This window comes from Polyangium sp. 15x6 (assembly GCF_029960785.1).
GTDB lineage: Bacteria > Myxococcota_A > Polyangia > Polyangiales > Polyangiaceae > Polyangium.
On sequence record NZ_JASBQE010000001.1, the window covers coordinates 15,546 to 39,869 of the forward strand.

The window sequence follows — 24,324 nt, forward strand, 5'->3', positions numbered from 1 at the left end:
GGGGGTGAGCTCTCACCGCCCGAGGAACGTCGGCTTCGCCTTCGCCAGGAACGCCTTCATCCCCTCGCGCTGATCCTCCGATCCGAACAGCCCCGCGAACGCCTGCGCCTCGTGCTCGCACGCCGACGCGAGGTCGACGCCCTCGCCGTGCAGCATCACGCGCTTGGCCGCCGCGACCGCGAGCGGCCCGCGCGACGCGATCTTCAGCGCCGTCTCCCGCGCCTTGAGGACGAGCTCCGCCGCCGGATGCACCGCGTTCACGAGCCCCATCGCGAGCGCTTGCTCCGCGCTCACCATGTCGCCCGTGAACACGAGCTCCCGCGCGCGCGCCGCGCCGACGCGCCGGAGCAGCCGCTGCGTCCCGCCGAACCCCGGCATCACGCCGAGCGTCACTTCGGGCAGCCCGAGCTTCGCGCCCTCGGCCGCGTAGATGAAGTCGCACGCGAGCGCGAGCTCCGAGCCTCCGCCGAGCGCGAATCCGTTCACCGCGGCGATCACCGGGAACGGCAGCGCCTCGATCCGATGACACAGCCGTTGCCCCGCGTCCGCGAACCGCTTCGCCGCCACCGGCGTCATCTCCGCCATTTCCCCGATGTCCGCGCCTGCCACGAACGCCTTGCCCGCGCCCGTCAGGATCGCCGCGCGCACCGCGTCTTCTCCAGCACCTTCGGTCGCGAGTGCTTCGAACACGCGAGCGAGCTCTGCCACGAGGTGCGCGTTCAGCGCGTTCAGCTTGCTGGGCCGGTTGATCGTGAGCGTCGCGATCGGGCCGGTCCGCTCCACCAGGACGAGGTCGGTATCCGTCATGGCGCCCGCGTTACCAGGGCGCGGCCCCGGTGGGAAGCCGGGACGAGGCGTCGACGCGGTGTGCCGTGAGGGCAAAAAAAAGTCGCGCAGCGCACCGGTTGGGGGGGGCGGACCGGCACGCGCGCGACGAGTTGGAGTGTGACACCCGCGCGCTCCTTGTCGAGCGCAAGTGCGCGACTCGTGCACGGAAACGACGATCGACCGGGCCGATCCAACACGTCTACATCGTCACGTTACGGAGCCGGTGTCTCCGTCATGCGCAGGTCGTTGTGCCCGGGACTACTTGACGCAGAAAAAGAGACCGAACGGGCAGAACCGAGAGGCGCACACCGATCGGGACGTGATGCATGGTCCCTCGGCGGGCCGCCCTCCAAACGCGCTTTGGGACTCGACCAGAACGCAACCGATCTTGTCCCCGCGTGCGACTCGGGGTGAAACTGCCGGGTATGGTCCTTACCAAGGCCGGTCTGAACCGGCTGCTCGCGGAAGTCCTGCCTCAAGACGCAGACGTCGAAGCGTTCGTCGCACAGAACTTCGGCACCATCGCCCGGCGCATCGCGCGCGGCGCCGATCGGGCCGGCAAGATCGCGCTCCTCGTGGACAACGCCGATCTGAAGGTTCTGCTCGACAAGATCTCCGGCGCGCACCCGGTCGCCGTCGCTCGGAACGAGCACCTGCTCGCCGAGGACAAACGGGTCGCGGGAGCGCCGGTGCCCGACGCAGGACCCTGCGTGGGTCGGGACGCGCTCCTCGCCGAGCTCGCGGCGCACATCCATGGAGATGCGCCGAGGCCCGTGCTCCTCGCCGGCGACGCAGGCCTCGGCAAGACGACGCTCGCGCTCGCGCTCCTCCACGCGCCTGCCTCCGTCCAGCACTTCGGCGGCCGCAGGTACGTCGCGCACCTCGACACCACGGTCGACACCGAAGCGGCCGTCGTCGAGGTCAGCCGCGCGCTTGGCGTCACCCCCGAGGCGCCGCTCCTCAACCGCATCGCAGAGGCGCTCCGCCGCGCGCCGGCCCTGATCGTCCTCGACGATCTCGACGTACCCCTCGAGAAGGATCCCGCCAACGTGCGCGACCTTCTCCAGAGGCTCACGGCGATCCCGGGCGTCGCGGTCATCGCGACGGCGCGGTCTTCGTCCGCGCGGCCCGACGGCTTCCACGTCGCCGCCGTCAAACCCCTCGACGAGGCGTCTGCGCGGGAAGCGTTCCTCGCCGTCGCCGGCGACGCGCGCCGCTCCGACCCGGGCCTCTCCTTCGCGCTGACCGAGGCGGCGGGCAATCCCCTCGCGCTCACCTTGCTCGCGCGCGCGGCGGGTGATGGTCCGCTCGACCTCGCGGTCCGCACCTGGCACCAGAAGCAGAACGAGCTCCTCATGCGCGAGGACGGCCCCGAGTCGGCGAGCGCCATCGAGATCGCCGTCGCGCTCGCGCTCGCGAGTGGGCGCCTCTCGGACGAAGCGCGCCGCCTCGTCCCGCTCGTCGCCGCGCTGCCGAACGGCGTCCGCGCCGACGACCTCGCGACCTTCGCGTCTTCCGGCACGGCCGACGCGGCCGTCGCGCTCGTGGCCCTCGGCCTCGCGCAGGATGCATCGGCGCGATACCGCGTGCGCCGCGCCGTGCGTGAGGCCGTCGCCTCGCAGCGCCCTGGCGTCGAGGAGTCCGCGAAGGCGACGCAGCGCTACACCGGCCTCGCGCTCTCGAACGGCCCGAACGTCGGATGGCCGTCCGGCGAAGACAGCGCGGTGCGCCTCGCGGCGGACAGCGACAACATCGAGGCGATGATCCTGCGTGGCTTCGACGGCCCGCATCGCATCGCGTGCATCGACGCCTCCGTCGCGCTCGCCACGTTCATCGGCTCCTCGGGCCATGGCACGCCGCGCGTCGTCGAGCGTGCGCGCGACGCGGCGCGCGAGGGTGGCGACAAGCTCGGCGAGGCCGACTGCACGCAGGCGCTCGGCGACATCGCGCTCGCGCGTGGCGACGTCGACGAAGCGCGCGCGCGTTACCTCGACGCGCTCCCGCTCTTCCACCAGGCGCGCGCGGGCCTCAGCATCGCGGCTTGCCTCATGCGCCTCGGCGACATCGCGCTCGAGCGCCACGAGTACGAGGAGGCCAAGCTCCGCTACACCGACGCCACGCCGTTCTACCGGCACATCGGCGATCGGCTCGGCGAGGCCAACTGCTTGCGCAACCTCGCCGAGATCGCGGCCTTGCGCGACGAGTACGAGGAGGCGCGCGCTCGGTTCAAGGAGGCGCTCCCGATCTACAACGAGCTCGGCGACAAGGAGGCGAGCGCCCACTGCATGAAGGGCATCGCGGACATCGCCTTCCAGGGCACGCAGTACGACGAGGCGCGCGCGCTCTACCAGGAGGTCGGCCCGCTCCTCGAAGAGCTCGGCGATCGCCTCTCGATGGCGCAGTGCCTGCAGAACCTCGGCGACATCGCGTTTGCGCTCGGCGAGCACTCCGTGGCCGAGGGGCATTACCAGAAGGCGCTGCCGATCTTGAAGGAGCTCGGCGACAAACTCGGCGAGGGCACGTGCCTCTCGACGCTCGGCGACGTCGCGCTCGCGTGCACGGAGATCGAGGACGCGCAGGCCTACTACCTCGCGGCGCTCCCGCTCCTCCGCGAGGTCGGCGAGAAGATGGGCGAGGCGAACTGCATCCAGAGCCTCGGCGACATCGCGCTCACGCAGTTCGAGCACGACGCGGCCCGGTCGCATTACGAGAACGCCCTCGGCCTCTTCACGGCGCTGAAGGACGATTACTCGATCGGCTGGACGCATTACCGCCTGGCCCAGGTCGCCGCGGACCCGGACATCTTCAAGAACCACCTCTACGCCGCGCGTGACGCCTGGCTGCGCATCAACCGGAAGGACCTCATCGACGACGTCAACACCGAGTTCCCGGGCATTCTCTAGGGTTCTCGAAAAAACGGATGTCGTGTCCTCCGCGCCCGGTATAGTGCCGGGCGCACGGAGGACCGATCATCCATGAACGTCGTCGTTACCGGAGCCACGGGGCACGTGGGCGCGAACCTCACGCGCGCGCTCGTCGAGCGCGGCGATCGCGTGCGTGTGCTCTATCGACATGCGCCGCCGCGCGCGCTCGACGACGTCGATTGCGAGCGCATCACCGGCGACGTCCGCGACCCCGACACCGTCGATCGCGCCATCCAGGGCGCCGAGCTCGTCTACCACTGCGCCGCCAAGATATCGCTCGAATCGGTCGATCCCGAGGTCGAGACCATCAACGTCGACGGCGTCCGCAACATCACGAACGCCTGCTTGCGCCACGGCGTCCGCAGGCTCGTGCATTTCAGCTCGATCCACGCCTTCGCCACCGAACCTGCGTCCGAGGTCCTCGACGAGAAGCGCCCGCTCATCACCGACACTCGGCAACCTCCGTATGACCGCTCCAAGGCCGCGGGCCATCGTGTCGTCCTCTCGGCCGTCGAGAAGGGCCTCGACGCTGTCGTCTTGCATCCTGCGGCTGTCCTCGGCCCGCACGATTACATGCCCTCGCGCATGGGCCGCGTCCTCCTCTCGCTCGCGCGTGGCCGCATGCCTGGCCTCGTCGAGGGCGGCTTCTCGTGGGTCGACGTCCGTGACATCGTGGCAGCGGCCCTCGCGGCCGACACCCGCGGCCGCCGTGGGGAAAACTACCTCCTCTCGGGCCATTGGCTCACCTTTGCGCAGCTCGCGGCGGTCGCGGGCGAGGTCACGGGCCGCCGCCCGCCGCGCCTCACCACGCCCATGTGGCTCGCGCGCGCCGTCGCGCCGGCTGCGGGGGGCATTGCGAAGCTCCTCCGCGTCGACCCGCTCTTCAACAGCGTCTCTTTGCACGCGCTCCGCATTCACCGCTACACGAGCCACAAGAAGGCCGAGACCGAGCTCGGATTCACGCCGCGCTCCACGAAAGAGACCTTGGAGGGGACCTATGCGTGGTTCCGCGAGGTCGGCATGCTTCCCAGCTGATACATGGACGAGCCCACGTTCTATCGATTCCTCCTCTGGGGATTCCTCGTCATCGCGGCCCTGATCTTCCCGGCGCTCTTTTTCATCACCGCCCCGTACGGCCGCCACGAAACGAAATCCTGGGGCCCCACGATCGACAATCGCCTCGGCTGGCTCCTCATGGAGTCGCCGTCGGTCCTCGTCTTTTTGGCGTGCTGGTACCTCGGCGGCTGCCCGACGGACCCGGCCTCGCTCGGGTTCCTCTTCCTCTGGCAGCTCCATTACGTCCACCGCGCCTTCATCTTCCCGTTCCGCATCAAGAGCGGCCCCAAGCGAATGCCGATCGCCATTGCCGCCGCGGCGTTCACGTTCACCTCGCTCAACGGTTACCTCAATGGCCGCTGGCTCTTCGGCTTCGCCGGCGCGGATCGTTACGGAAGCGCGTGGCTCTCGGATCCTCGCTTCTTCCTCGGCGCGGCCATCTTCCTCGCGGGATTCGCCATCAACCAGCAGGCCGACTGGATCCTCCTCCACCTGCGCAAGCCTGGCGAAACCGGCTACAAGATCCCGCGCGGCGGCTTTTACCGCTGGGTGAGCTGCCCCAATTATTTCGGCGAGATCATCGAGTGGATCGGCTTTGCGATCTGCACCTGGTCTCTGCCGGGCGTCGCGTTCGCGCTCTGGACCATCGCGAACCTCCTGCCGCGCGCCCGCTCCCACCACCGCTGGTACCGCGAAAAATTCCCGGAGTACCCGCCGGAGCGGAAGGCGCTCGTGCCGGGATTATTCTGATCCGTAGAGCCTCTTCGCATTCCCCCCGACGATCCCCGCGAGCTCTTCCTCCCGCATTCCGAGCGCCGCGAGCCGCTTGATCTCCCGATCCCACGCGTACGGCACGTTCGGGAAATCCGAACCGTAAAGCACTCGCTCCGGCCGGCAATGCAAAAGCCGCATCGGCGGCGGGCCTGTGAAGTATTCGGCCATCGTCATCGTCGTATCGAGCCAGAGGTTGTCGTACCGTTCCATCAGCCGCTCGTACGCATCGAACTCGTTGGCCCCGAGGTGCGGCACACACAGCTTCAAACCCGGATAGTCCGCGAGCACCCGCCCGACCCGGTCGGCCGAGCAAATCTCGTACGTATCACACTTGTAGGCCGGGCTCTTCGGCTCCCGGCCTGCGTGCACCACGAGCGGTTTGTTTGCCCGGACGCACGCCTCGTACACGTCGTGCAGCGCCTCCTCGTCCGGCGAGAAGCATTGCACGTGGCAATGGAGCTTCACGCCTTGGAGCCCCATCGCGAACGCCTCCGAAAGGATCTCCTTCGCGCCCGGCTCCCCGGGCAGCACCGTCGCGAGCCCGACGACCCGCGGCTCCTCCCGGCAAAGCCCCGCCACGAATTGGTTCAGCGCCCGCGCCATGCCCGGCTTGTGCGCGTAATGCAGCGCCACGATCCGCGACACCCCGCGCGACAGCAGAAATTGCACCACTTCCCGCGCTTTGAGCTTGTACCGGATCGGCCACCCATACTGGTCGAACCAGCGCCACAGCGCCTCGAACACCGGCTCCGGAAACACGTGCACGTGCGCGTCGATCACCTCGGGCAAGGACGACGACAGGCGCGCGCCTTCCTCGTCGTTCGCGGCGGGCAGCGGGGCCTGGTCGGCCGAGAGCCATCCTCCGAAGGCCTCTCGGGACGGCGGCGCGTGATCGGCGAGGCAGGGCAGGGGACAGTCGTGCATGGCGACGCAGCATGCCTCAAACGGGCGCCGCGCGACAGATCTCGCGCCGCGTGGCAAGCGCGCGTCGTGCAGCACGGACAATCTCGACCCGACTCGAGCCATCGTGCGAATCGGAACCCCTTCATCTTGACCGCGCCCTCGCGCGGCCACACGATCCGGCCACCCTCGAGGTGCGCCCCTTGGACTTCCTCCAATCCCTCTTCGTCTGGGCGAACCTCCCCTACGCCATCGTATTCGCGGTCGCGATCCTCTTCGCGCTCCTGCAAATGACCGGCGTCCTCGGCTTGCTCGTCGGCGGCTCCGATCACGACGCCGACGCGGATCACGACGCGCACGTCGACGCCGACGCGGATCACGACGTCGACGCGGATCACGACCACGATCACGACGCCGATCACGAGAACGACGCGGGCCTCGGCGGCAAGATCCTCGTCGACCTCGGCGCCGGCCGCATCCCGTTTTCGGTCCTCTGGCAGACCTTCGCCGTCACCTTCGGCATCACCGGCCTCGCGCTCAACACCCTTTATTTCGGCCGCGCCGGCGCGCTCGCTCCCTCGACCCTCGCGCTCAGCCTGCCCGCTTCGCTCCTCGTCGCCTACCTCGTCACGCGCTCTGCCTCGCGCCTCCTCGGCAAGGTCGTCGCGCCGTCGGGTGAAGAGGCCACGAGCCGCAGGAACCTCGTGGGCTGCTCGGGTGTCGTGATCAGTAGCCGCGTGACCAGCGAATTCGGCGAGATTCGTGCCAAGGACCGGACGGGGCATTTCGTGCACGTCATCTGCCGCATTCGCGAGGGCGAATCCGTCATCGGGGCTGGCCGCGAGGTGGTCATCGTCGATTACGACAGCAGGGACGGTCGCATCTTCGTCGCGCCGCTCGACGACGACGACGCGCCGCCCGCGCCCGCGCTCCGCATCGCGGGTGATACGCGGGCGGAAGCCGAAGCGGAGGCCGAAGCGGAGGCCTCGGAAAAGAATAATAAATCCCACGTACGACGCGCGCCTTGAGCGGGCGAGCGCGTTCTCCCTTGCCACGGCCCCCTGCGAGGCGGTCTCATCGATCGTCGCCTTCGCGGCGGAGTTATCTCCATACGGAGCATCCGAGCCATGCCTCAGCTCTTCCAGAAACCCGAGTTTCAGTTATTCGCCTTGGGGACGGCCGGCTTCCTGGTCCTCCTCATCGCCTTCTTCGTCACCCTGGCGAAGTTTTATCGACGCTGCGGCGCGGACGAGGCCCTCGTCCGCACCGGCGCCGGCGGGAACAAGGTCGTGATCGGCGGCGGTATCACCGTCTATCCGATCCTCCACCAGCTCCTGCGCGTCTCGCTGCACTCGATCAAGCTCTCCGTCGAGCGCTCGGGCAAGAACGCCCTCGTCACGAAGGACAAGATCAAAGCCAACGTCACGACCGAGCTCTACATCAAGGTCGAGCCCATCGCCGAGGACGTCCTCGCCGCCGCGCGATCGTTCGGCGAGCGAAACTTCGACGAGCAGGCCATCGGCGACCTCATCGAGGGCAAACTCACCGACGCCCTCCGCTCCGTCTCGGCGAACCAGACCTTCATGGAGCTGCACGGCCAGCGAAAGCAGTTCGCCGAGCACATCCAGAGCACGCTCTCCGACGAGCTCAAGAAAAACGGCCTCACGCTGGAGAACGTCTCGATCACCGCGCTCGCGATGGTCCCCGTCAAGGAGCTCGACCCGAACGACGTCTTCGACGCCGAGGGCCTGCGCGCCATCACCGACAGCGTCCAGTCGAACGCCGAGCAGACCACCAAGATCCAGCGCGAAAAAGAGCTCGCCATCCAGCTCACGAACGCCGAGGCGAAAAAACGCGCCCTCACGATCGAGCAGGATCAGAAGCAGGCGGAGGCCGACCAGGCCCGCCGCGTCTCCGAATACGCCGCCACGCAGAAGGCCGAGACCGCGAAGGCCGTCTACGTCCAGGAGCAGGCCCAGGAGCTCGCCGCGCTCGAAAAACGCAAAGCCACCGAGACCGCGCGCATCCAGCAAGAGCAAGCGATCGCCGTCGCCGAGGCCGCGCGCCAGCGGGGCCAGCGCGAGGCGCAGATCGCCGCCGAGAAGGCGCAGCAGGCCGCCGAGATCGCCAAGCAGCGCGAGATCGAGGCCTCGATGATCGAGAAGGAGAAGGTCGTCCAGGCCGCCGAGGTCGATCGCCAGAAGGCCCTCGAGACCGCCTCGATCGACAAACAGAAGGCCGTCGAGAGCGCCGAGATCGTCAAGCAGCAGGCCGTCGAGACCGCGCGCATCGCCAAGCAAATCGCGGTCACGCAGAGCGAGGAGCAGGCCGCGCGCGCCGCCGCCCTGAAGGCCCAGGCCGAGGCCGAGCAGCAGCAAGCGATGCAGGGGATCATCACGGTCGAGGAGACCGCGAAGGCGAACCGCGAAAAAGCGATCGCCGTCATCAAGAGCGAAGAGGACGCGCAACGCTCGCGCATCGCCGCCGAGCGCGAGGCCTTCAAGCTCAAGCTCGAAGCCGAGACGCAGGCCGCCGCGCTCAAGGCGCACGCCGAAGGCGAAGCCGCGGCCAAACGCGCCGCCGCCGAGGGCGAGATCGCCCGCGCGCAGGGCCTCGCGCAGGCGCGCGAGCTCGACGCGCAGGCGAACGCGAACGTCATGCGCAAGGGCGCCGAGGCCGACGCCGATCGCGTCCGCATCTCGGCCGAAGCCAAGGCCCAGGCCGCCTCGCAGGAAGCGCAGGCCTTGATCGCCCTCGCCGAGGCCACGCGCAAGAAGGGCGAAGCCGAGGCCGACGCCAAGCGCAAGCTCGTCGAGGCCGAGAACGCCGTCTCCACGAAGTTCCTCCTCCGCGACGTCGCCGTGAAGGCGCTCGACGTCCTGCCCGCCGTCACGCGCGAGCTCATGACCCCGGCCCGCGCCATCAGCGAGATCAAGGTCCTGCAGCTCCAGGGCGCGGGCGGCGTGGCCGCGACGAACGGCGAGGGCGCCCCGAGCGCGCCCTTCGGCAACGTCGCTTCGCCGGTCCTCAAGACCATCCTCGAAGCTGGCGCTGCCTACCCGCTCCTCCGCGAGATGCTCGCGTTCTCGCAGGTCGACGAGCGAGGCCTGGCGGACAAGGCCCGCGCCTTCCTCGGCACGCTCCCGGCCGAGCTCCGCGCCGTGATCGACAAGGACCCGGAGCTCGCGAAGAAGCTCGACGACCTCGGCGCCGGCCGCGCCGCGCCCTCCGGCGCCGGCATTCAGGTCCACGAGATCGAGCCTCCGACGATCCCGCCCGCGGCCCCGCTTCCTGGGGAGTGATTCGATGACCACGCCTCGCCGAGACCCGGACGTTGCCGCGCTCTCTGCGCTCGCGCAGATCGCGCGTGGCCTCGTCTCGACCCCGGGCGCGCAGGGCGGCGCGCTCGGGTATGGCACGTGGAAGCAAGGTTTTCGCGAGCTCGTCCAGCGGGATCCGCTGGACACGCTCCTCGTCTCCGTGCTTGGCGGCGCCTACCTCTTTTGGCTCGCCGAGAGGGACAAAAATCCGCGGTGCCGCACGTTCTGGGACGCCGCGGTCTTCGTCTCCACGTGCCTATCCGTGGGCTACGACAACAAGTTCGCCGTGACCGAATCGGGCAAGGCCCTCGCCACCTTCCTCATGACGTTTGGCCCGAGTGTCGCGGCGAACGCGTTCGCTCCTCCCGCCACGGCACAGCAAAATTTCGGCGAGCCAGCTTCCAATGGGGCGGATGCACATGTTTCCGCCGCCACAGCGGAGTCGCTCGCCCTCCAGAAAGCCATTCTCGCGCGCCTCGACGCGATCCTCGCCGAGCTCCAGGACGCCCGTCCGTCGCCCGACCGGAACGTGCGGGGCTGACAGGATTTCCGATTCGGCTATCATGCGGCCTTCGTCCAGGAGGACCGCCATGAGTCTTGCTGCGTCGCACGGAACCGGCCGTCATGCCATCGTCATTGGTGGTGGTATCGCTGGCCTCGCCACCGCGCGTGTGCTCACCGAGCATTTCGACCGTATCACCGTGCTCGAGCGCGACAAACCGCCGGGCGGCGCCGAGCACCGGGCCGGGGTCCCGCAGGCCCGGCACGTCCACATCCTGCTCGCGGGCGGCGAACAGGCGCTGGAGGGGCTCTTTCCGGGCCTGCGCGAGGAGCTCACCGCGGCCGGGGCGCCGTGGGGCGACTATGCCGGCACGTCGCTCATCAATTTTCCCATCTTCCGCCTGCCGCACTCGACGAGCGGCGTCGAGGTGAGCTTCGCGAGCCGTCCGTTCCGAGAGTACACGATGCGGTGTCGACTCGAGCGTGGCGGCCGGGTCGAGTTTCGCAATGGCGTCCAGGTGAAGGGCCTCGTCGGCGAGGGCCATGGGGTCTCGGGCGTTAAGCTTCGCGACAGCCGCGGCGAGGACGTCCTGCGGGCCGACTTCGTGGTCGCGGCGTGCGGCCGCGAGGGCCGCGTGGACGAATGGATCGCGGAGCTCGGCTATCCGACGCCGCGTGAGGAGACGGTCGACGCGGCCCTGTCTTATGCGACCCGCTGGTATCGTGGACCCCGCAGCCTCTCGCGGTACAACCTCGTGGTGGACCTCCCGACGCCCCCGGATCTGCCGCGGGGCGGAGGCTACATGTCGTGTGAGGACGGCAAGTGGTTCGTCACGCTGATGGGCATCGCGGGCGAACGCGCGCCGCTCGACGAAGAGGGATTCTACGCCTGGATCCGCAACCTGCGATTCCCCGAGGTCTGGGACCTCGTGCAGAAAGCCGAGCCGGCCTCGCCGATCTACGGCTCGGCGAAGGGGGAGAACCGGCATCGCCATTTCGAGGAGCTGAAGCGCTTCCCGGACCGCTTCGTGGCGCTCGGGGACGCGGTCGCCTCGTTCAACCCGATGTATGGCCAGGGCATGTCGATGGCGGTGCTCGGCGCGATGGAGCTCGGCGCTTGCCTTTCGGAGCAACGCGAGCGCATCGGCGGCCCGAGCCTCGTGGGTTTGTCGCGCCGGTTCCAGCGGCGCCTCGAGCGCGTCGTGCGATCGGTGTGGGGAATGTCGATTTCCGAGGATTTCCGCTGGTCGGCGACGCGGGGCGAGCGCCCCGGGGGGATCAGCCGGGTGGTGGGGAAGTACATGGACAAGCTCATGAATACCGTCCCGGAGGACGAGCTGGTGTTCCAGAGGTTCGTCCGGGTACAACACTTGCTCGATCCGGTCTCGTCGCTGCTCGCGCCGGACGTCGCGGGACGTGTGATCGAGCGGGCGATGCGGCCGGTGCGGACTTCTGTGCGTGAGGTGGTGGGGGAGCTCGTGGGAGGGGCGGGATAGGACACGCTGCCTGCGGCGCGCCTGCCCCTGAATCAGCCCTTCCGCACCAAAAACCCCGCCACGAAATACCCATCCGTCCCCTGCACGTGCGGCAGGAGCCGGAAGCTCGTCGCCCCCTCACCCAGAATCGCCCGCGGAAGCTCCGCCTCGATCGGAAGTTTTTCCAGCCGAACCCCCGTCTCCGACCCTTCCCCCACGAGCCGCTCGACCACCTCTTCGGCCTCCTCCCGCAGCACACTGCACACGGCGAAGACCAGCCGCCCCCCGTCCTTCACCCGCGTCGCCGCGTTCCGCACGATTGCAGTCTGCAGCTCCGACAAACGTTTCACGTCCTCCGCCGTCCGCCGGAGCGCGATCTCCGGCCGCCTCCGCAGCGTCCCCACGCCCGAACACGGCGCGTCCACCAGCACCCGATCGTAATCCTCCGGCACCTCCGCGAACGCCCCCGTCCGCGCCGCCCAGTCGACCGCGTATGTCGCCCGCGCCGCTCGTCCCGCCGAACCCTCCTTCAATCGCTCGAGCTTCGCCGCGTACAGATCCGCCGCGTCCACCGCGCCTTCGGGGCCCACCTCGTCTCCGAGCAGCCACGTCTTGTTTCCGCGCCCCGCGCAGGCGTCGAGCACCCGCTCGCCCCGCCGCGCACCGAGCGCGAGCGCCACCACCTGCGCCCCCTCCTCCTGCACGATCCACGCGGTCCCCGCGCCCGGCAATCGCCGCACGTCGCCCGCGCCGCGCACCAGGATCGCCCGCGGCGAGGCGTGCCCCTCCTCGAATGTTCCTTCCGGACAAACCTCACGCAATCGCGCGATCCACGCCGCCCGATCCTCCGACAGCGCGAGCGACAAACCCAGCGGCGGCGGCACCGGGCCCGCCGCGAGATAGGCCTCCGCCGCGCTCCGCCCGAGCGATCGACGCAGCGATCCCCGGAGCCACCCTGGAGCCGACGCGCTCGCCGCCTCCAGAAGCGACGGCCGCCCCTTCGCCTCGACCTCCGCCGACAGCTTCCGCAAAATCGCATTCGCGAACGACCCCGTCCGCACGTCCCCTTCCGAGCGGATCGCCCCCACGGCCTCGTTCACCGCGGCGAACGTTGGTACCCGATCCAGAAAGCAGATCGTATACGCCGCCATGAGCACGTGCGCCCGCGCAATGGGCGACGGCAGGTCGAGCTTGCCTTTGGGCGTCAACGCCGAGAGCCTCGCGACGAGCGCTGCTTCCGTCCGCAAAACCCCGTACACGAGCTCGGTCGCGAGCCCCGCGTCGCGCGGATCCATTCCGGAATGCCGCCCGAGCTCGGCGTCGAGCGCCGCGGCCGCGAACGCCTCCGTGCTCCACACCCGCGCGAGCACCCGCGCCGCGATGATCCTTGCGTCGCTAATCAACGAGCTCCCTCAACTGCCCTTGGATCACGTCCCACCGCCGCTCCACGTCATTCTTGAACGCTACCCCCATCAATGCAAAGAGCACGAGCAGGCCCACGAGGCTCGCGATCTCCCGCACCCGGAGCGGCAGAGGCCGCCTCGATACGGCCTCGAACAGGAAAAACAGGAGATGACCGCCGTCGAGCACCGGGATCGGCAAGAGGTTCACGAGCCCGAGGTTGATGGAAATCACGGCCATCGCCCACACGAAATAGGAGACGCCCTTCGAGCCCTCCTCGCCGACCACGTCGTACACCGTGATCGGCCCGCCGAGCGTCGAGATGCTCACCTTGCCCTCGGCGATTCGCACGATCCCCACCACGATGAACCGGATCACGTCGTACGTCTCGTCGAGCGCGCTCCGGAGCGCGAACGGCAAGAGCGACGCGTGCTCCACGTACGCCTCCGGCACCACCGGCGACCAGTTCGACGAGCGCACGAAATACCGCGGCCGGTGCTGCCCGTATTCGTCGATCCAGTCCTCGCGCCGCAAAAGAATCGTCCCGCTCTTCTTCACGCCGCCGCGGAGCCACGTCACCGTGTGAGGACGATCCGGCGAGGCGAGCAGCCGTTCGAGGAACGTCGCCCAGGCCGTCACCGTGGTCTGATCCACCTCCACGATGCGATCCCCTGGCCGCATGTCGGCGTTCCATTCGGCCGAACCCTCGGCCACGTCGAATACGTAAAGGTCCGCCGATTCGAGCCCCGTGCGCTCTTCGAGATCGCCGTGCCCGTTCGCCTCCGGCGTCAGCGCCGCCACGCCCGACTCGTACACGGCCATGTCCGCGAGCCCGCCGAACGCGCGCGGCACCTTCACGGGCCGCAAATACGTCACCGGCACCGTCTCGCCGTGGTTCTCGGACAGCGCGGCTTCGAGATCCGCGAACGTCTTCACCGGCCGGCCTCGAACCTCGGTCACGAGGTCGAACGTCCGGAGCCCCGCGCGATACGCAGGCGAATCTGGCCGCGAGATACCCACGACGGCCGCGGGCCGGCTCGGCTTGATGCCGATTTCGCCGACCTTCTCCACGATGTCGAGCGGCTTCCGGACGACCTTCTCCTCCGGCACCACCACGACCTCGACGTGCTCGTTGTTGCGGAACACCTTGAGCCGCAGCTCTTTGCCGGGGCTCTCGCCGATGATCCGCGCGAGCTCGGCGAACGTCGAGATTCGCTCGCCGTCCACCTCGAGCACCCGATCGCCCGGCACGAGTTTTCCCTCCGCCGGGTGTCCGGGCAAAACGAAGCCGACCGTGGGGGGCGAGAATCGTGTCTCCCCGACGAAAACGGAGAAATACAGGAGGACCGGGAACAGGATGTTCATCGCCGGGCCCGCGATGACGATGATCACCCGTTTCCAGAGTGCCTGCGCCTCGAACGTACGCTTGCGATCCTCGGGCAGCACCGGCTCCTGCCGGTTCTCCTCGAGCATCTTCACGAAGCCGCCGAGGGGCAAGAGCCCCACGCAATACTCCGTCTCTCGTCCTCGAAACCGGAGCACCTTCGGCCCGAAACCCATCGAGAACGTGAGCACCTTCACGCCGAAGATCTTCGCCCACACGAAGTGGCCGAGCTCGTGCACGAAGATCAGCACGGAGCAGAGCAGCGCGAAGTAGAGCAGATCCACGGCTGGCGTATCTCTACGCGAGATCCCGCCGGGGCGCCAAGGACAAAACCGCGCCCAGGACGCTCTTTCCGCTCACGAGGGGACCCCATTTGCCCGGCCAACACCGCCGTGCAATCGTTGGCCTCTGCAATAGACCGGGGGGAGCCGTCTTGCGCCTGCTCATCGTCTCGTACGCATTTCCGCCCGTCGGCGGCGTCGCCGTCCAGCGCGTCACCAAGTTCGCCAAGTACCTGCCCTCGTGCGGCGTCGAGACCACCGTGCTCACGGCGGAAAACCCGTCCGTCCCCATCCGGGACGAGAGCTTGCTCCGCGACGTCCCGGCCGAAGTGAAGGTCGTCCGCGTCCGGACGCTCGAACCGAGCTACGAGAAAAAGGCTGCCGTCTGGCGCGGCGCCGCGTCGAAAGGCCCCTTCTCCGGGGCGCGCCGGGCCCTCGCGCGCCTCGCCTCCGCCGCGCTCGTCCCGGACCCGCAAATCCTGTGGCTACCCGCTGCCGCGGCCGCGATTCGCCGCCTCTCGGCGAACGTCGACGCCGCCCTCGTCAGCGGCCCTCCGTTTTCGCCTTTCTTGCTCGGCCCGCTCTCGCGCGTACCGTTCGTCCTCGACTATCGCGACGAATGGCGCACCGCGGCCACCTACGAAATGCACGGCGGCCCGCTCCTCGCGCGCGTGATCGACACCATCGAGCCCGCGCTCGTCCGGCGCGCCGCGCGAATCCTCACGGCCACCGAGGACTTCCGCCGAAACCTGCTCACGCGTTATCGCGACCTCGATCCGAGCCGCGTCGTCACGCTGACGAACGGCTACGATCCTGACGATTTCGCGCACATCCTCGACGCGCCTCCGCCCCGGACCTACGCGCCCGGCCGCAAGCTCGTCGCGACCTATGCCGGCACGACCTTCTGGCATACTTCGCCGCGTGGCCTCTTCGCGGGCTTGCGCCTCCTCGCGGAGCGCGCGCCTGCCCTTGCGGACCTCTTCGACATTCGTTTCATCGGCCGCGTCGTCGATACCGAGCGCGCCGTCTTCGAGGAGAACCCGCTCCCGATGGTCCGGCACCTCGGCTTTCGTCCGCACGACGAGGCGCTTTCGCTCCTCGCGGAGAGCCACCTCGCGCTCGTCATCGTCGATGACATCCCGGGCAATACCGCCATTTACCCGGGAAAGATCTTCGACATCATGGCGATCGGCCGGCCTTGCCTCGCGCTCGCGCCAGCGGGCGCGCTCTCGCGCCTCGTCGAGCGACATCGGCTCGGCCTCGTCGTGCATCCGCGCGAGCCCGCCGCCATTGCCGAAGCGCTCGAGCGGATTGCCCTCTCGTTCCAGCGCGGCGAGCCGCTCCTTCCTTCCCGGCCCGTCGGCCTCGAACCTTTCCACCGCCGCGCCATCGCCGGCCGCCTCGCCGAGGTGCTCCGCGACATCGTCGTTCCGCAGGGACAAACGAGCACGCCTTCGACTGCTTAACGGGCGGGGGAGGCGATCCTTTCGAGCACCGCGGCGAGCTCCTTCGGGTGGCTGACCATGGGAAACAGGCCGGCGGCCACCTCGTGAAATTCGAAGCCCTCCGCCCGCGCCTTTTCCACGAAGTGAGCGATCGGATCCGCCTTGAAAAAGGCGATCAGATCCTCGCGCGCCGTCCCGAGCACGTAAGCCCGGGGCATCCGAGGCTCGCCGCGCGTGAGCACGATCGGCTCCTCGAGGCATTTCATCGGATGCGGCGAGAGCCTCGGCTCCACCCAGGCCTGGTCCGCGGCGTCGTGAATCCCCATCGCCTCGAAGGGAAACGGCGGCAAAAGCCGGGGCCCCTCGTTGTCCGACATATCGTCGAGCTTGCCGGCCGTCCCTCCGCCGAACGCGCCCATTGCATTGCGCCCGCTCGTCGGCACGTGCCCGTTCACGTACACGAGCCGCGTGATCCGCTCCGGCACGCGGTCCGCGACGCCGGTGATGACCATCCCGCCGTAGGTCTGCCCCACGAGGATCACGTCACGGAGGTCCTCGTACACGAGCACGTTCGTGATGTCCTCGATATGCGTCGAAAGCCCCACGTCCGGCCCGAGCAGGTGCGAGCGCTCGCCGATGCCCGTGAGCGTCGGCGTGAAGACCGTGTGCCCTGCGCGTTCGAGCTCGGAAGCGATACGCCGAAACCCCCATCCGCCGAGGAAGGGGCCGTGGACCAGGACGAACGTCGCCGTCATCGCGCCGCTTCCACCCTGGGTTTTTCGCACAGACTCGCGCGTTTTTCCTGACAGGGCAGATCATTCACGCGCCCGTCGCTCGGGAGCCACTCCGCGCAATCCTCGTCGCCGAGGTTGTTCGGCTCTCCGCTCCGCCATGGCGGCGCGCCGACCGGCTCGCCCGAGGCCCAACGGAAATCGTCTTCTTTCGCCGCGTCCGAGAGCCCGACCCACATCGACCCGACGTCGATCTTCGCGCCGATCGCCGCAAAAAGCGCGTCGTTCTCCTCCGCCGACTCGATCACGGCGAGGTCCCCGCCGGATCGCGCGCACCGCGCCTGCGCATTTTGCCACGTCGCGGCGTCTTGCAAGCAATACTCGCGTTTCCCGACGACGAGCCGCGCGCTCTCGGCGCACGCGAGCGCGCCTTTTTTCCCGGCCGGCGACCGGCTCTTGCAGAGCGCCGTGCGCGGCACGAAGCAATCGACGTCGTTCCACCGCCCGCTCCCGAGGAGCCACGAGCCGCAGTTCTCCGCGCCGCCGTCGTTGTTCGGCTCGCCGTCGTTCCACGCGAAGAATCGTATGGGCTTGGCGTCGGGGCCGAGCCATCGCCCTTCCGTCGGCTCCACGAGTCCGAGCCACACGTTCTCACCGCTGACGGGCGACACGATCGCCGAGCGGAGCACCTGCGCCTCGGCCTCGGACGTGATCGACGCGAGGTGCCCGCCGTGCTCCTCGCAATGCCGCTCGGCGTCCGGCCACGATCGCGGCTCCGTGAACACGCAATACGTGCCCGTCGCCGCCACGATTTCCTTCCCCTTGCCACACGAAAATGGCGGAGGCGGTTTTTTCGCTCCGTCCGCCACTTCGAGCGTCGGTTTTTCCGGAGCGGAAGCGGAAGCAGAAGCCGACGGGGTCGCGGAAGCGGAAGCCGCGCCTCGCGGGATCAGCGCCTCGTCGGGGTTCGATACGACCGTGGGGCCCGGACCGCAGCCAGCAAGGGCCAGCAAAACGACGGACCACGACGAACCGGACTTCCGCATGGTCAGGATCGCATCAGCCCGCGGGCCTTCCTGTCAAGGCATTCACGCGCCCTCGGCGCGCGCGAATCGCTTCGTGCCGAGGGCCACCAGGATCCCGAGCACCAGCGTCACCCCCGCGAACAAGAACTCCGGCTTCTCCGCGCCTGCGAGCAGCGCCACCGATCCCGCGGCGCCCACGAACGGAATGATCTTCCCGCCCGGCACCCGGAACCCCTTCGATTCGCCGTCCTTCTTGCGCAAGACCGGCACCGCGAGGCACGTGAACAGATACTGGATCACGATCGTGATGTTCGACATCCCCACGAGGCGCCGATAATCGAAGAAAAACGCGAGCGCTGCCGTGATGGCCGTCGTCCAGAAGATCGCCACGTGCGGCGTGCCCCAGCGCCCGTGGATCCGCGCGAGCGCCGCCGGCATGAGCCTGTGCGCCGCGATCGCCTGCGCGTACCTCGGCGACCCGAGCGCGCTGCCCGCCGTGAATCCGCCGACCGAGAGCAAGCTGCCGGCGACCACGACCGCGCCGATCGTGGGACCGATGAACCGCGCGGCGTCGACCAAGGGCTGCCCCGACTCCTCGCCGATCTTCGGGTACGTCGTGACCAGCACCGCCTGCACCACGATGAAGAGCAGCGCCGAAATCGACAGCGCTCCGAGCGTCCCGAGCGGCACGTTGCGCTGGGGATTTTGCGTCTCGCCCGCCGCGATCGGCGCGACCTCGAAACCCTGGAGCGGAAAGAGCGCGAGATACACGCCTTGCCCCACGCCGAGCGCGCCGAGCGGGAGCTTTCCTCCGAGCCGCGACGGATCGACGAGCGACACGGCCACCACGAGGAAACACAGGATCGCGCCGATCTTGCCGAGCGTCATCGCGTTCACGACCCACGCGCCCGGTTTGACCCCGAAATAATTCACCACGCCGAGCGCGACCACGACCGCCGCGGCGACGGCCGACCCCACGAACGGCGCGCGGATCCCCACGAGCTCCACGAAGAGGCTCGCGTTCGCCGCCCAGCTGACGAACGTGTTCGCCCAGCAAAACCAGCCGACGAGGAAGCCGGCCCGGTCGCCGAACGCATTGCGCGCATAGAGGTACGTCCCGCCCGTGTCGACGTGCCTGCCCGAGAGCTCGGCGAAGCAGAGCGCGACCGGCATCAGGAGCAGCGCGCAGAGCGCGAAGGAGAGCGGGGAAAACCCGCCCATCACCCGGTGCATGTCGTCGGGCAGCGCGAACACGCCCGATCCCACCGTGGCGTTGACCCCGATGCAGAGGACGTCGAACAACGTGAGCCTGCGCCGCAGGGAGGGCACCTGGGCCTGGGTCGAGTCGCCGAGGGCGGAGACGCTCATGATGCGGACCCCATGGCAGGAGGAGACGACCGAAAGCGGGCCGACAGTCTAGGACGCGCGGGCCGCGCGAGGCAACCCCTTCGATCACCCTTCGGCTTGACGTTCCCGGTAAAACCCTGAATAGTGCTGGCGAAGGAGGAAACTGGCATGAACGAGCGAGCCGACTGGTATTATCACCGCAAGGGGTGAACCTCGTGCACTCGAGCGCGGGAGTTTCTCGCGCAAGAAAATGTGACGATCGGGGAAATGGCCGACGCGGGCAAGCTCAAGCTCGGCGGAGAGGGCGCGCTCGCGCTCGCCCGGCAGGCCGAGCGGATCGTCGCGGTGAAAGGAAAGAAGCGCGTCACGCTCGACATGCGCGCGCGCCCGCCCGACGCGGACGTGCTCGAGGCCATGCTCGGGCCGACGGGCGGGCTCCGGGCCCCGACGATGCGGGTAGGACAAACGCTCGTGGTGGGCTTCGATCCCGAGGTTTACGCCGAGGTCCTCGGGCGCGGGAAGGGGTGAACGAGAAGGCTCAATCCGCCAGATTGCCCATGCCCATGCCGAGAGCAGGTGCTTCTGGACCTCGGTGTGCGCCTTGTTCAGCCCCTCGGCTGCCTGTCCCGAGAACGGATCGACGACCACGCGCGTGGGGCGGCTGCCCGCGGGCGACTCGACGAGCGTGAGGACCGCGTCCGCCACGAGCTGCGGGCTCGGAACGTTGTCGCCCGAGAACATCTGCTCGAAGCTCTTGCCCATCATCTCCACCGCGTTCGCGAACGGCCCGTAGCCCTGGGCGCGCTCCTGCTCGGCGCCCACGGCGAGCTTCTGGCCAAATTCCGTGGGGCTCTTCCCCGAGGGAAGGGGCCCGTCACCGAGGAAAAATCGAACCTCAATCTCCGTTCGGCTGACCCATGCGGAGCGGGCCGCCGCGCGCGGTCGACCAGAGCAGGCAATTCTCGGCCGAACCCGGCACCGTGAACACGTCGAGCCCGTGCTCGAAGGTCTGCACGAAGATCTCGACCTGCCCATCACCGTCGAGGTCGCCGACCGCGGGCGCCGCGGGCGCGCCATTGCCATTTCCATTTTGCTCGCCCGTATTGTGAAGCGGCACGTCGTGGAGCAACGTCCCATCCGCGGCGAGGATCACGAGATACCCCGAGTCGAGCACGTTCGGATCGCCGTACGTGGCGAAGATGAGCTCGGGCGAGCCGTCCTGGTTCAGGTCCGCGACGGTCACCTCGGTCGCGAACATGATCGACTTACCGTGCGTGTAGTTGAATCGCCAGATCTGCTTCGCGTCCGCGCCGAACGCATACACGAACCCGTCGTTGAACGGCGCCACGATCTCGGGTTTGTCGTCGCCCTGGATGTTCACCGTCGTCGCCGTCGGGATGCCGCCGGGCGGATAATAACCCTCCACCTGGATGGGTTTTTCCCCGCGCGGGAGCGTCTCCCAGCCGGGCTTGCGCATCGCCGAGCGGCTCCCGTCGCCGTGCGCGCCTTCGAGCACCATGATCGCATAGGCCTGCGTTTCGTACGGCTCGTTTTTCTCGATGTTCGGCAGCCCCAGCACCTCGTTTTTCCCGTCCCCGTCGAGGTCGACCACGTTCGGCGGCGACGCGGTCCACTGGAGCCACTCGGCGAACGACGGGTGCGGCCACTCGCCCGTGTGCAGGTTGTAATGGTCCGCCTCGACCTTCGGATCCGCCCAGCGGATGAACTGGCCCCACGTGAGGCGCTGCCCCTCGAATTCGTTCGCGCGGTTCGTGAAGAACGGCGCGGCGTCGATCGCCACGCCGTCGTGGTCGAAGGCCTGGATGTGGTGGTTGTCGTAGGTCGCGAGCACCTCGAGCTCCGGGTCGTCGTCGATGTTCCCGACCGCCACGTTGAGCCCGTAGCAGCCATACCCGGAGTGCCCCATCCCATTCCGATCTGCGTCGTTCCCGGCGCCCGTGAGGTTGTTGTATCGAGGCCACGCCGGAAATCCGAGCCCCGCCGGTTGATGGAGCGAGCCGTCGGCGCGGAACACGAACACCTGCGCCCCGCCGTCCTCGGTGCTCGCGGTTTGCGTCGTGGTCACGACGATCTCGAGCACGCCGTCGCCGTCGAGATCGCCGGCGGCCATACCGCGCACCTCGGGCGCGTCGTTCGCGGTCGTCGTGCTCGCGGGGAACCCTGCCTTCGGCACGAGCGCCTTGTCCTTCCACTCGTACGCCCAGACCTCGTGATCGCTGCCGTACACGATGTCCACGAGCCCGTCGCCTTCGAGGTCCGCGACGACGTGCGGGGCGTACACGCGCCCCTCGCCGCCCTCGGCCTTCGCGAGCACGTTGCCCTCCGCGTCGTGGACGAAGACCGAATAATAGGCCGCGATGAGCTCGCGTTTTCCGTCGCCGTCGAGGTCGCGCACGACGGGCGAGGCGAACCAGCTCGTCTCGCCGGGGAGCGTCATCTTGTATTCGGGCGCCATCACCTCGCCCTTGCTTTCGCCCTTCTCGCACGTCGTGTTGCGCGTCCCGCCGGTCGTGGAGCCCCCGGTCCGGCCCCCGGGGCCGCCCTCGCTCTCGCCGCAGGAGGCGACCGCGAGGGAGAGGCCCGAGGCGAGGAGCAAGGAGAGGAGGGGTTTGCCCCGCCGGGACATCGAGTGATGGAATGAGCGCATGTGGGTCATGTCGTCCTCGTCGCGCAAAAGAAAGGTGCCGCGTCCGCCCCCAGCGGCGGCGGGTCCGAGGATATCAAACTTGGTCCGGTCGTGGTAAGGTCGCCTCGTGCGACCCCGGTGAGCCATGCGCGCGTCTGCCACGGAAAACCGAGCTTCACGAACCCACGAGAGCCGCGTCCTCCGCGCTCTTCTCTGCATCCTTGCGCCCCTCGTGCTCGGCGCGGCGTCGCCCGACGAGGCCGCGCCTTCGCCTCCGGCCGAGCCTCTGCCCGAGCTCCCACCGCCGCCCGACCCCGTGGCGGCGCCGTCCGCGCCTGCCGCGGGCAATGCCGCGCCGCGTGAGCGCTCGACGGTGGAGATGGCGCGGCTCGACGCGGGCGTCATGTACGTCCGCGGCCTGAAAATGCTTGGGTTCGGGACGCTCGCGCGGTACCAGGTCTTGGTCGGGGTCATCGACCTCGACATCGTGCGTTTCCCGCACGAGCGGCTCGGCTTCGAGATTCACCTGAACGGCGGCCCGATCGGATTCGACGAGAATGCGCAGGTCGAGATCGGCCTCTCCGGCGCGGGCCTCGTCGCGCCGCTTCGCTGGAAGGGCCGGGCGCCGGGCTCGTTCGTCCTCGGCGTGGGCGGCACCTTCGAGTACGGCCGCCCCGTCTGGCTCGAACCAGGCTATCACGGCGCGCCTTACGGCGTCGCGCGGTTCCGGATTTTTCCCACCGAGACCGTTGGACTTCAAACGAGCTACCGCTTCGTCCCGATCACCACGAACGAGCTCGCGCTCCAGGAGCACGACGTCGAGTTCGGCGTGAGCACGGGGCTCCTGCAGGTGGGCGCGCGCGTGCGGGTCGACGAGGTGCGGGGCGGCGAGCCTTCGAGGCTTTATCGATCGATCGGCGGAGGCCTCTTTGCCGGGCTCGTGGTGTTCTGATGAAGACGCGCGTGCTGCCGCTCGTTCTCGTCGCCCTCACGGCCCTCGCGGGTTGCGAGGACGAGCCCGTACGCTCGACCGACGTCTCGACCCTCGATATGCTCTTTTCTCTCGACGCAAGCGACGAGGGAAACGGCGCCACGGTGCGCGTGCGGATCTCGAGCCCGGTCGGCGAATTGCGTTTGTCGGACGGCGACACCCTGCGCCTCCAGATGAGCGGAAAACCGCTTCCGCTGCGCGAGGTGACCGAAGACGATCGTCCCGTCTACCTGGCCGAGATCGAGGGTTTGTCAGGGGATATCACGCTCGACCTGGAGCGCCGCGCGGATCGGGGCATCATCGGCCGCGTGATCCCCGTGCCGCCGCCGATCGGGCTCTCCGCCGAGCCGCTCATGGGGGATGCTCCGCTGAAGCTCACCTGGAATGCCGCGCCCGAGGGCAACCACGTGCTCGGCCTGGCCGCCTCTGGCACGTGCATCAAGCCGCTCGGCCGCACGTTGCCGAACGACGTGGGCCAATACGAGATTTCTCAGGCCGAGCTCGTGCCCGCGAATCCGGCCATGCCCGGCCCGTGCCCGCTCCAGGTGACGCTCACGCGGACCGCGACGCTCCAGGAGCCGATCGCCCCGCCGGTGATGCAAGTCGGGCTTTATGCGTGGTTCGTGCTCAGCCGCACCGTCGAGGTGAGCTGGACGCCGTGAATGCTCGTCCTGGGCGATTCACCAGATTCGAGGGAGGGCCCGTCAGAAGGCCAGGTTCCGCGAGACCGGCCCTGCGAAGTGGTGATTGCCGGCGTTGCTGGTGACATGGATGTCCCTGTATTCGACTCGGCGAAGCTTCAACTGGCTGGGCGGACACATCCCGAACATCTGCGGCGTTGGAGGCGGTGGGGCGATCCTGATGACGACATCCACCTGCCCAGCCGCGTTGGCCGTGGACGTCCCGGTGCGTCCCATCACCCGCTGGTGGGGCGGCTCCGGCCTGAACGTGACGCGGCAGATGTAGTAGGCTGTCGCCTTCGCCGTCGCTTGCCAGTTGATCTGCGAGCCCGGAGTGGCTCCTTCGATGAAATGGAACTGGAGGCCGCCGTGGAAATCGACGTTCGCGCCCGCAATGGTGGCCCTGGCCTCGCTACCGGCGGTGAGGAGCGGAAGGCTCACCGCGGCCCCGAACAGTATGGATTGAATCGAATTTCTCATGGTGCATCCTCCCTCCTGAACCGTCGCGGCCCATGCGGTGATCAAAAACGCGCCACACGTATCGCTCTAGCAATAAACTTGCCGTTCTGGACGTTCGCTCGTGCCTTCGAGGGAACGAGAAGAGGCACCCACCG

General features: G+C 68.5%; 20 protein-coding genes and 1 pseudogene. 12 read left to right on the top strand and 9 right to left on the bottom strand.

From position 1 onward, the window contains the following. Positions 1-12 precede the first annotated feature (12 nt). Positions 13-807: an enoyl-CoA hydratase-related protein gene (locus QHF83_RS00030; RefSeq protein ID WP_282415639.1), complete on the bottom strand. Its 795-nt coding sequence runs from the start codon at positions 805-807 to the stop codon at positions 13-15. 446 nt (positions 808-1,253) lie between these two features. Here QHF83_RS00030 and QHF83_RS00035 point away from each other — a divergent pair, with 446 nt between their 5' ends. The 3 genes from QHF83_RS00035 to QHF83_RS00045 all read left to right on the top strand — a co-directional run bounded on the left by QHF83_RS00035 (position 1,254) and on the right by QHF83_RS00045 (position 5,558). Continuing rightward, positions 1,254-3,731: a tetratricopeptide repeat protein gene (locus QHF83_RS00035; RefSeq protein ID WP_282415640.1), complete on the top strand. Its 2,478-nt coding sequence runs from the start codon at positions 1,254-1,256 to the stop codon at positions 3,729-3,731. A 72-nt stretch (positions 3,732-3,803) separates the two neighbouring features. After that, complete coding sequence (locus tag QHF83_RS00040; RefSeq protein ID WP_282415641.1) at positions 3,804-4,787, top strand: NAD-dependent epimerase/dehydratase family protein; 984 nt, start codon at positions 3,804-3,806, stop codon at positions 4,785-4,787. 3 nt (positions 4,788-4,790) lie between these two features. Beyond that, positions 4,791-5,558 (top strand): DUF1295 domain-containing protein, encoded by a 768-nt coding sequence (locus tag QHF83_RS00045; protein ID WP_282415642.1) that lies wholly within the window; start codon positions 4,791-4,793, stop codon positions 5,556-5,558. Here QHF83_RS00045 and QHF83_RS00050 read toward each other — a convergent pair. After that, positions 5,550-6,506 carry an amidohydrolase family protein gene (locus QHF83_RS00050; RefSeq protein WP_282415643.1) on the bottom strand — a complete coding sequence of 319 codons (957 nt, stop codon included), beginning with the start codon at positions 6,504-6,506 and terminating at the stop codon, positions 5,550-5,552. The genes QHF83_RS00045 and QHF83_RS00050 overlap by 9 nt on opposite strands. A gap of 179 nt (positions 6,507-6,685) precedes the next feature. Here QHF83_RS00050 and QHF83_RS00055 point away from each other — a divergent pair, with 179 nt between their 5' ends. From QHF83_RS00055 to QHF83_RS00070, 4 genes are all read left to right on the top strand, one after another. Continuing rightward, positions 6,686-7,510 carry an OB-fold-containig protein gene (locus QHF83_RS00055; protein ID WP_282415644.1) on the top strand — a complete coding sequence of 275 codons (825 nt, stop codon included), beginning with the start codon at positions 6,686-6,688 and terminating at the stop codon, positions 7,508-7,510. Between the two features lie 99 nt (positions 7,511-7,609). Then, the gene (locus tag QHF83_RS00060) at positions 7,610-9,784 is read left to right on the top strand and encodes a flotillin domain-containing protein (protein ID WP_282415645.1); all 2,175 of its coding nucleotides are present in this window, start codon (positions 7,610-7,612) and stop codon (positions 9,782-9,784) included. A gap of 4 nt (positions 9,785-9,788) precedes the next feature. Next, on the top strand, positions 9,789-10,343 hold the full coding sequence (locus QHF83_RS00065; protein ID WP_282415646.1) for an ion channel: 555 nt from the start codon (positions 9,789-9,791) through the stop codon (positions 10,341-10,343). Between the two features lie 49 nt (positions 10,344-10,392). After that, on the top strand, positions 10,393-11,799 hold the full coding sequence (locus QHF83_RS00070; RefSeq protein WP_282415647.1) for an FAD-dependent oxidoreductase: 1,407 nt from the start codon (positions 10,393-10,395) through the stop codon (positions 11,797-11,799). Between the two features lie 32 nt (positions 11,800-11,831). Here the strand turns inward: QHF83_RS00070 and QHF83_RS00075 are convergent, their stop codons facing one another. Then, entirely contained in the window at positions 11,832-13,181 is a 1,350-nt protein-coding gene (locus QHF83_RS00075; RefSeq protein ID WP_282415648.1) for a transcription antitermination factor NusB, read from the bottom strand. Next, positions 13,174-14,847 carry an RIP metalloprotease RseP gene (rseP, locus tag QHF83_RS00080; RefSeq protein WP_282415649.1) on the bottom strand — a complete coding sequence of 558 codons (1,674 nt, stop codon included), beginning with the start codon at positions 14,845-14,847 and terminating at the stop codon, positions 13,174-13,176. Before rseP ends, QHF83_RS00075 begins: the two co-directional genes overlap by 8 nt. A gap of 149 nt (positions 14,848-14,996) precedes the next feature. Between rseP and QHF83_RS00085 the strand changes: the two genes are divergently transcribed. Beyond that, the gene (locus tag QHF83_RS00085; RefSeq protein WP_282415650.1) at positions 14,997-16,310 is read left to right on the top strand and encodes a glycosyltransferase family 4 protein; all 1,314 of its coding nucleotides are present in this window, start codon (positions 14,997-14,999) and stop codon (positions 16,308-16,310) included. Here the strand turns inward: QHF83_RS00085 and QHF83_RS00090 are convergent. The 3 genes from QHF83_RS00090 to QHF83_RS00100 are packed head-to-tail and all read right to left on the bottom strand — an operon-like array spanning position 16,307 to position 19,413. Continuing rightward, entirely contained in the window at positions 16,307-17,044 is a 738-nt protein-coding gene (locus QHF83_RS00090; RefSeq protein WP_282415651.1) for an alpha/beta hydrolase, read from the bottom strand. The genes QHF83_RS00085 and QHF83_RS00090 overlap by 4 nt on opposite strands. After that, positions 17,041-18,066 (bottom strand): C-type lectin domain-containing protein, encoded by a 1,026-nt coding sequence (locus tag QHF83_RS00095; protein WP_282415652.1) that lies wholly within the window; start codon positions 18,064-18,066, stop codon positions 17,041-17,043. The genes QHF83_RS00090 and QHF83_RS00095 overlap by 4 nt, the downstream gene beginning before the upstream one ends. Before the next feature lie 42 nt (positions 18,067-18,108). Then, complete coding sequence (locus QHF83_RS00100; protein WP_282415653.1) at positions 18,109-19,413, bottom strand: APC family permease; 1,305 nt, start codon at positions 19,411-19,413, stop codon at positions 18,109-18,111. Positions 19,414-19,614: 201 nt separating this feature from the next. Between QHF83_RS00100 and QHF83_RS00105 the strand changes: the two are divergent. Both QHF83_RS00105 and QHF83_RS00110 read left to right on the top strand, forming a co-directional pair. After that, positions 19,615-19,920, top strand: a pseudogene (locus tag QHF83_RS00105) (ArsC family (seleno)protein); the annotation flags it as partial. Positions 19,921-19,993: 73 nt separating this feature from the next. Next, complete coding sequence (locus tag QHF83_RS00110) at positions 19,994-20,185, top strand: hypothetical protein (RefSeq protein ID WP_282415654.1); 192 nt, start codon at positions 19,994-19,996, stop codon at positions 20,183-20,185. 102 nt (positions 20,186-20,287) lie between these two features. On the opposite strand, the gene QHF83_RS00115 is transcribed toward QHF83_RS00110, so the two are convergent. After that, entirely contained in the window at positions 20,288-22,069 is a 1,782-nt protein-coding gene (locus QHF83_RS00115; protein ID WP_282415655.1) for a VCBS repeat-containing protein, read from the bottom strand. Between the two features lie 115 nt (positions 22,070-22,184). On the opposite strand from QHF83_RS00115, the gene QHF83_RS00120 reads away from it, so the two are divergent. Together QHF83_RS00120 and QHF83_RS00125 are read left to right on the top strand one after the other, a co-directional pair. Then, entirely contained in the window at positions 22,185-22,991 is an 807-nt protein-coding gene (locus QHF83_RS00120; RefSeq protein WP_282415656.1) for a hypothetical protein, read from the top strand. Beyond that, positions 22,991-23,692, top strand: a complete 702-nt coding sequence (locus QHF83_RS00125) for a hypothetical protein (RefSeq protein WP_282415657.1) — start codon at positions 22,991-22,993, stop codon at positions 23,690-23,692. Before QHF83_RS00120 ends, QHF83_RS00125 begins: the two co-directional genes overlap by 1 nt. Positions 23,693-23,734: 42 nt before the next feature. Here the strand turns inward: QHF83_RS00125 and QHF83_RS00130 are convergent, their stop codons facing one another. Further along, positions 23,735-24,190 carry a hypothetical protein gene (locus tag QHF83_RS00130; RefSeq protein WP_282415658.1) on the bottom strand — a complete coding sequence of 152 codons (456 nt, stop codon included), beginning with the start codon at positions 24,188-24,190 and terminating at the stop codon, positions 23,735-23,737. Between the last annotated feature and the right edge of the window lie 134 nt (positions 24,191-24,324).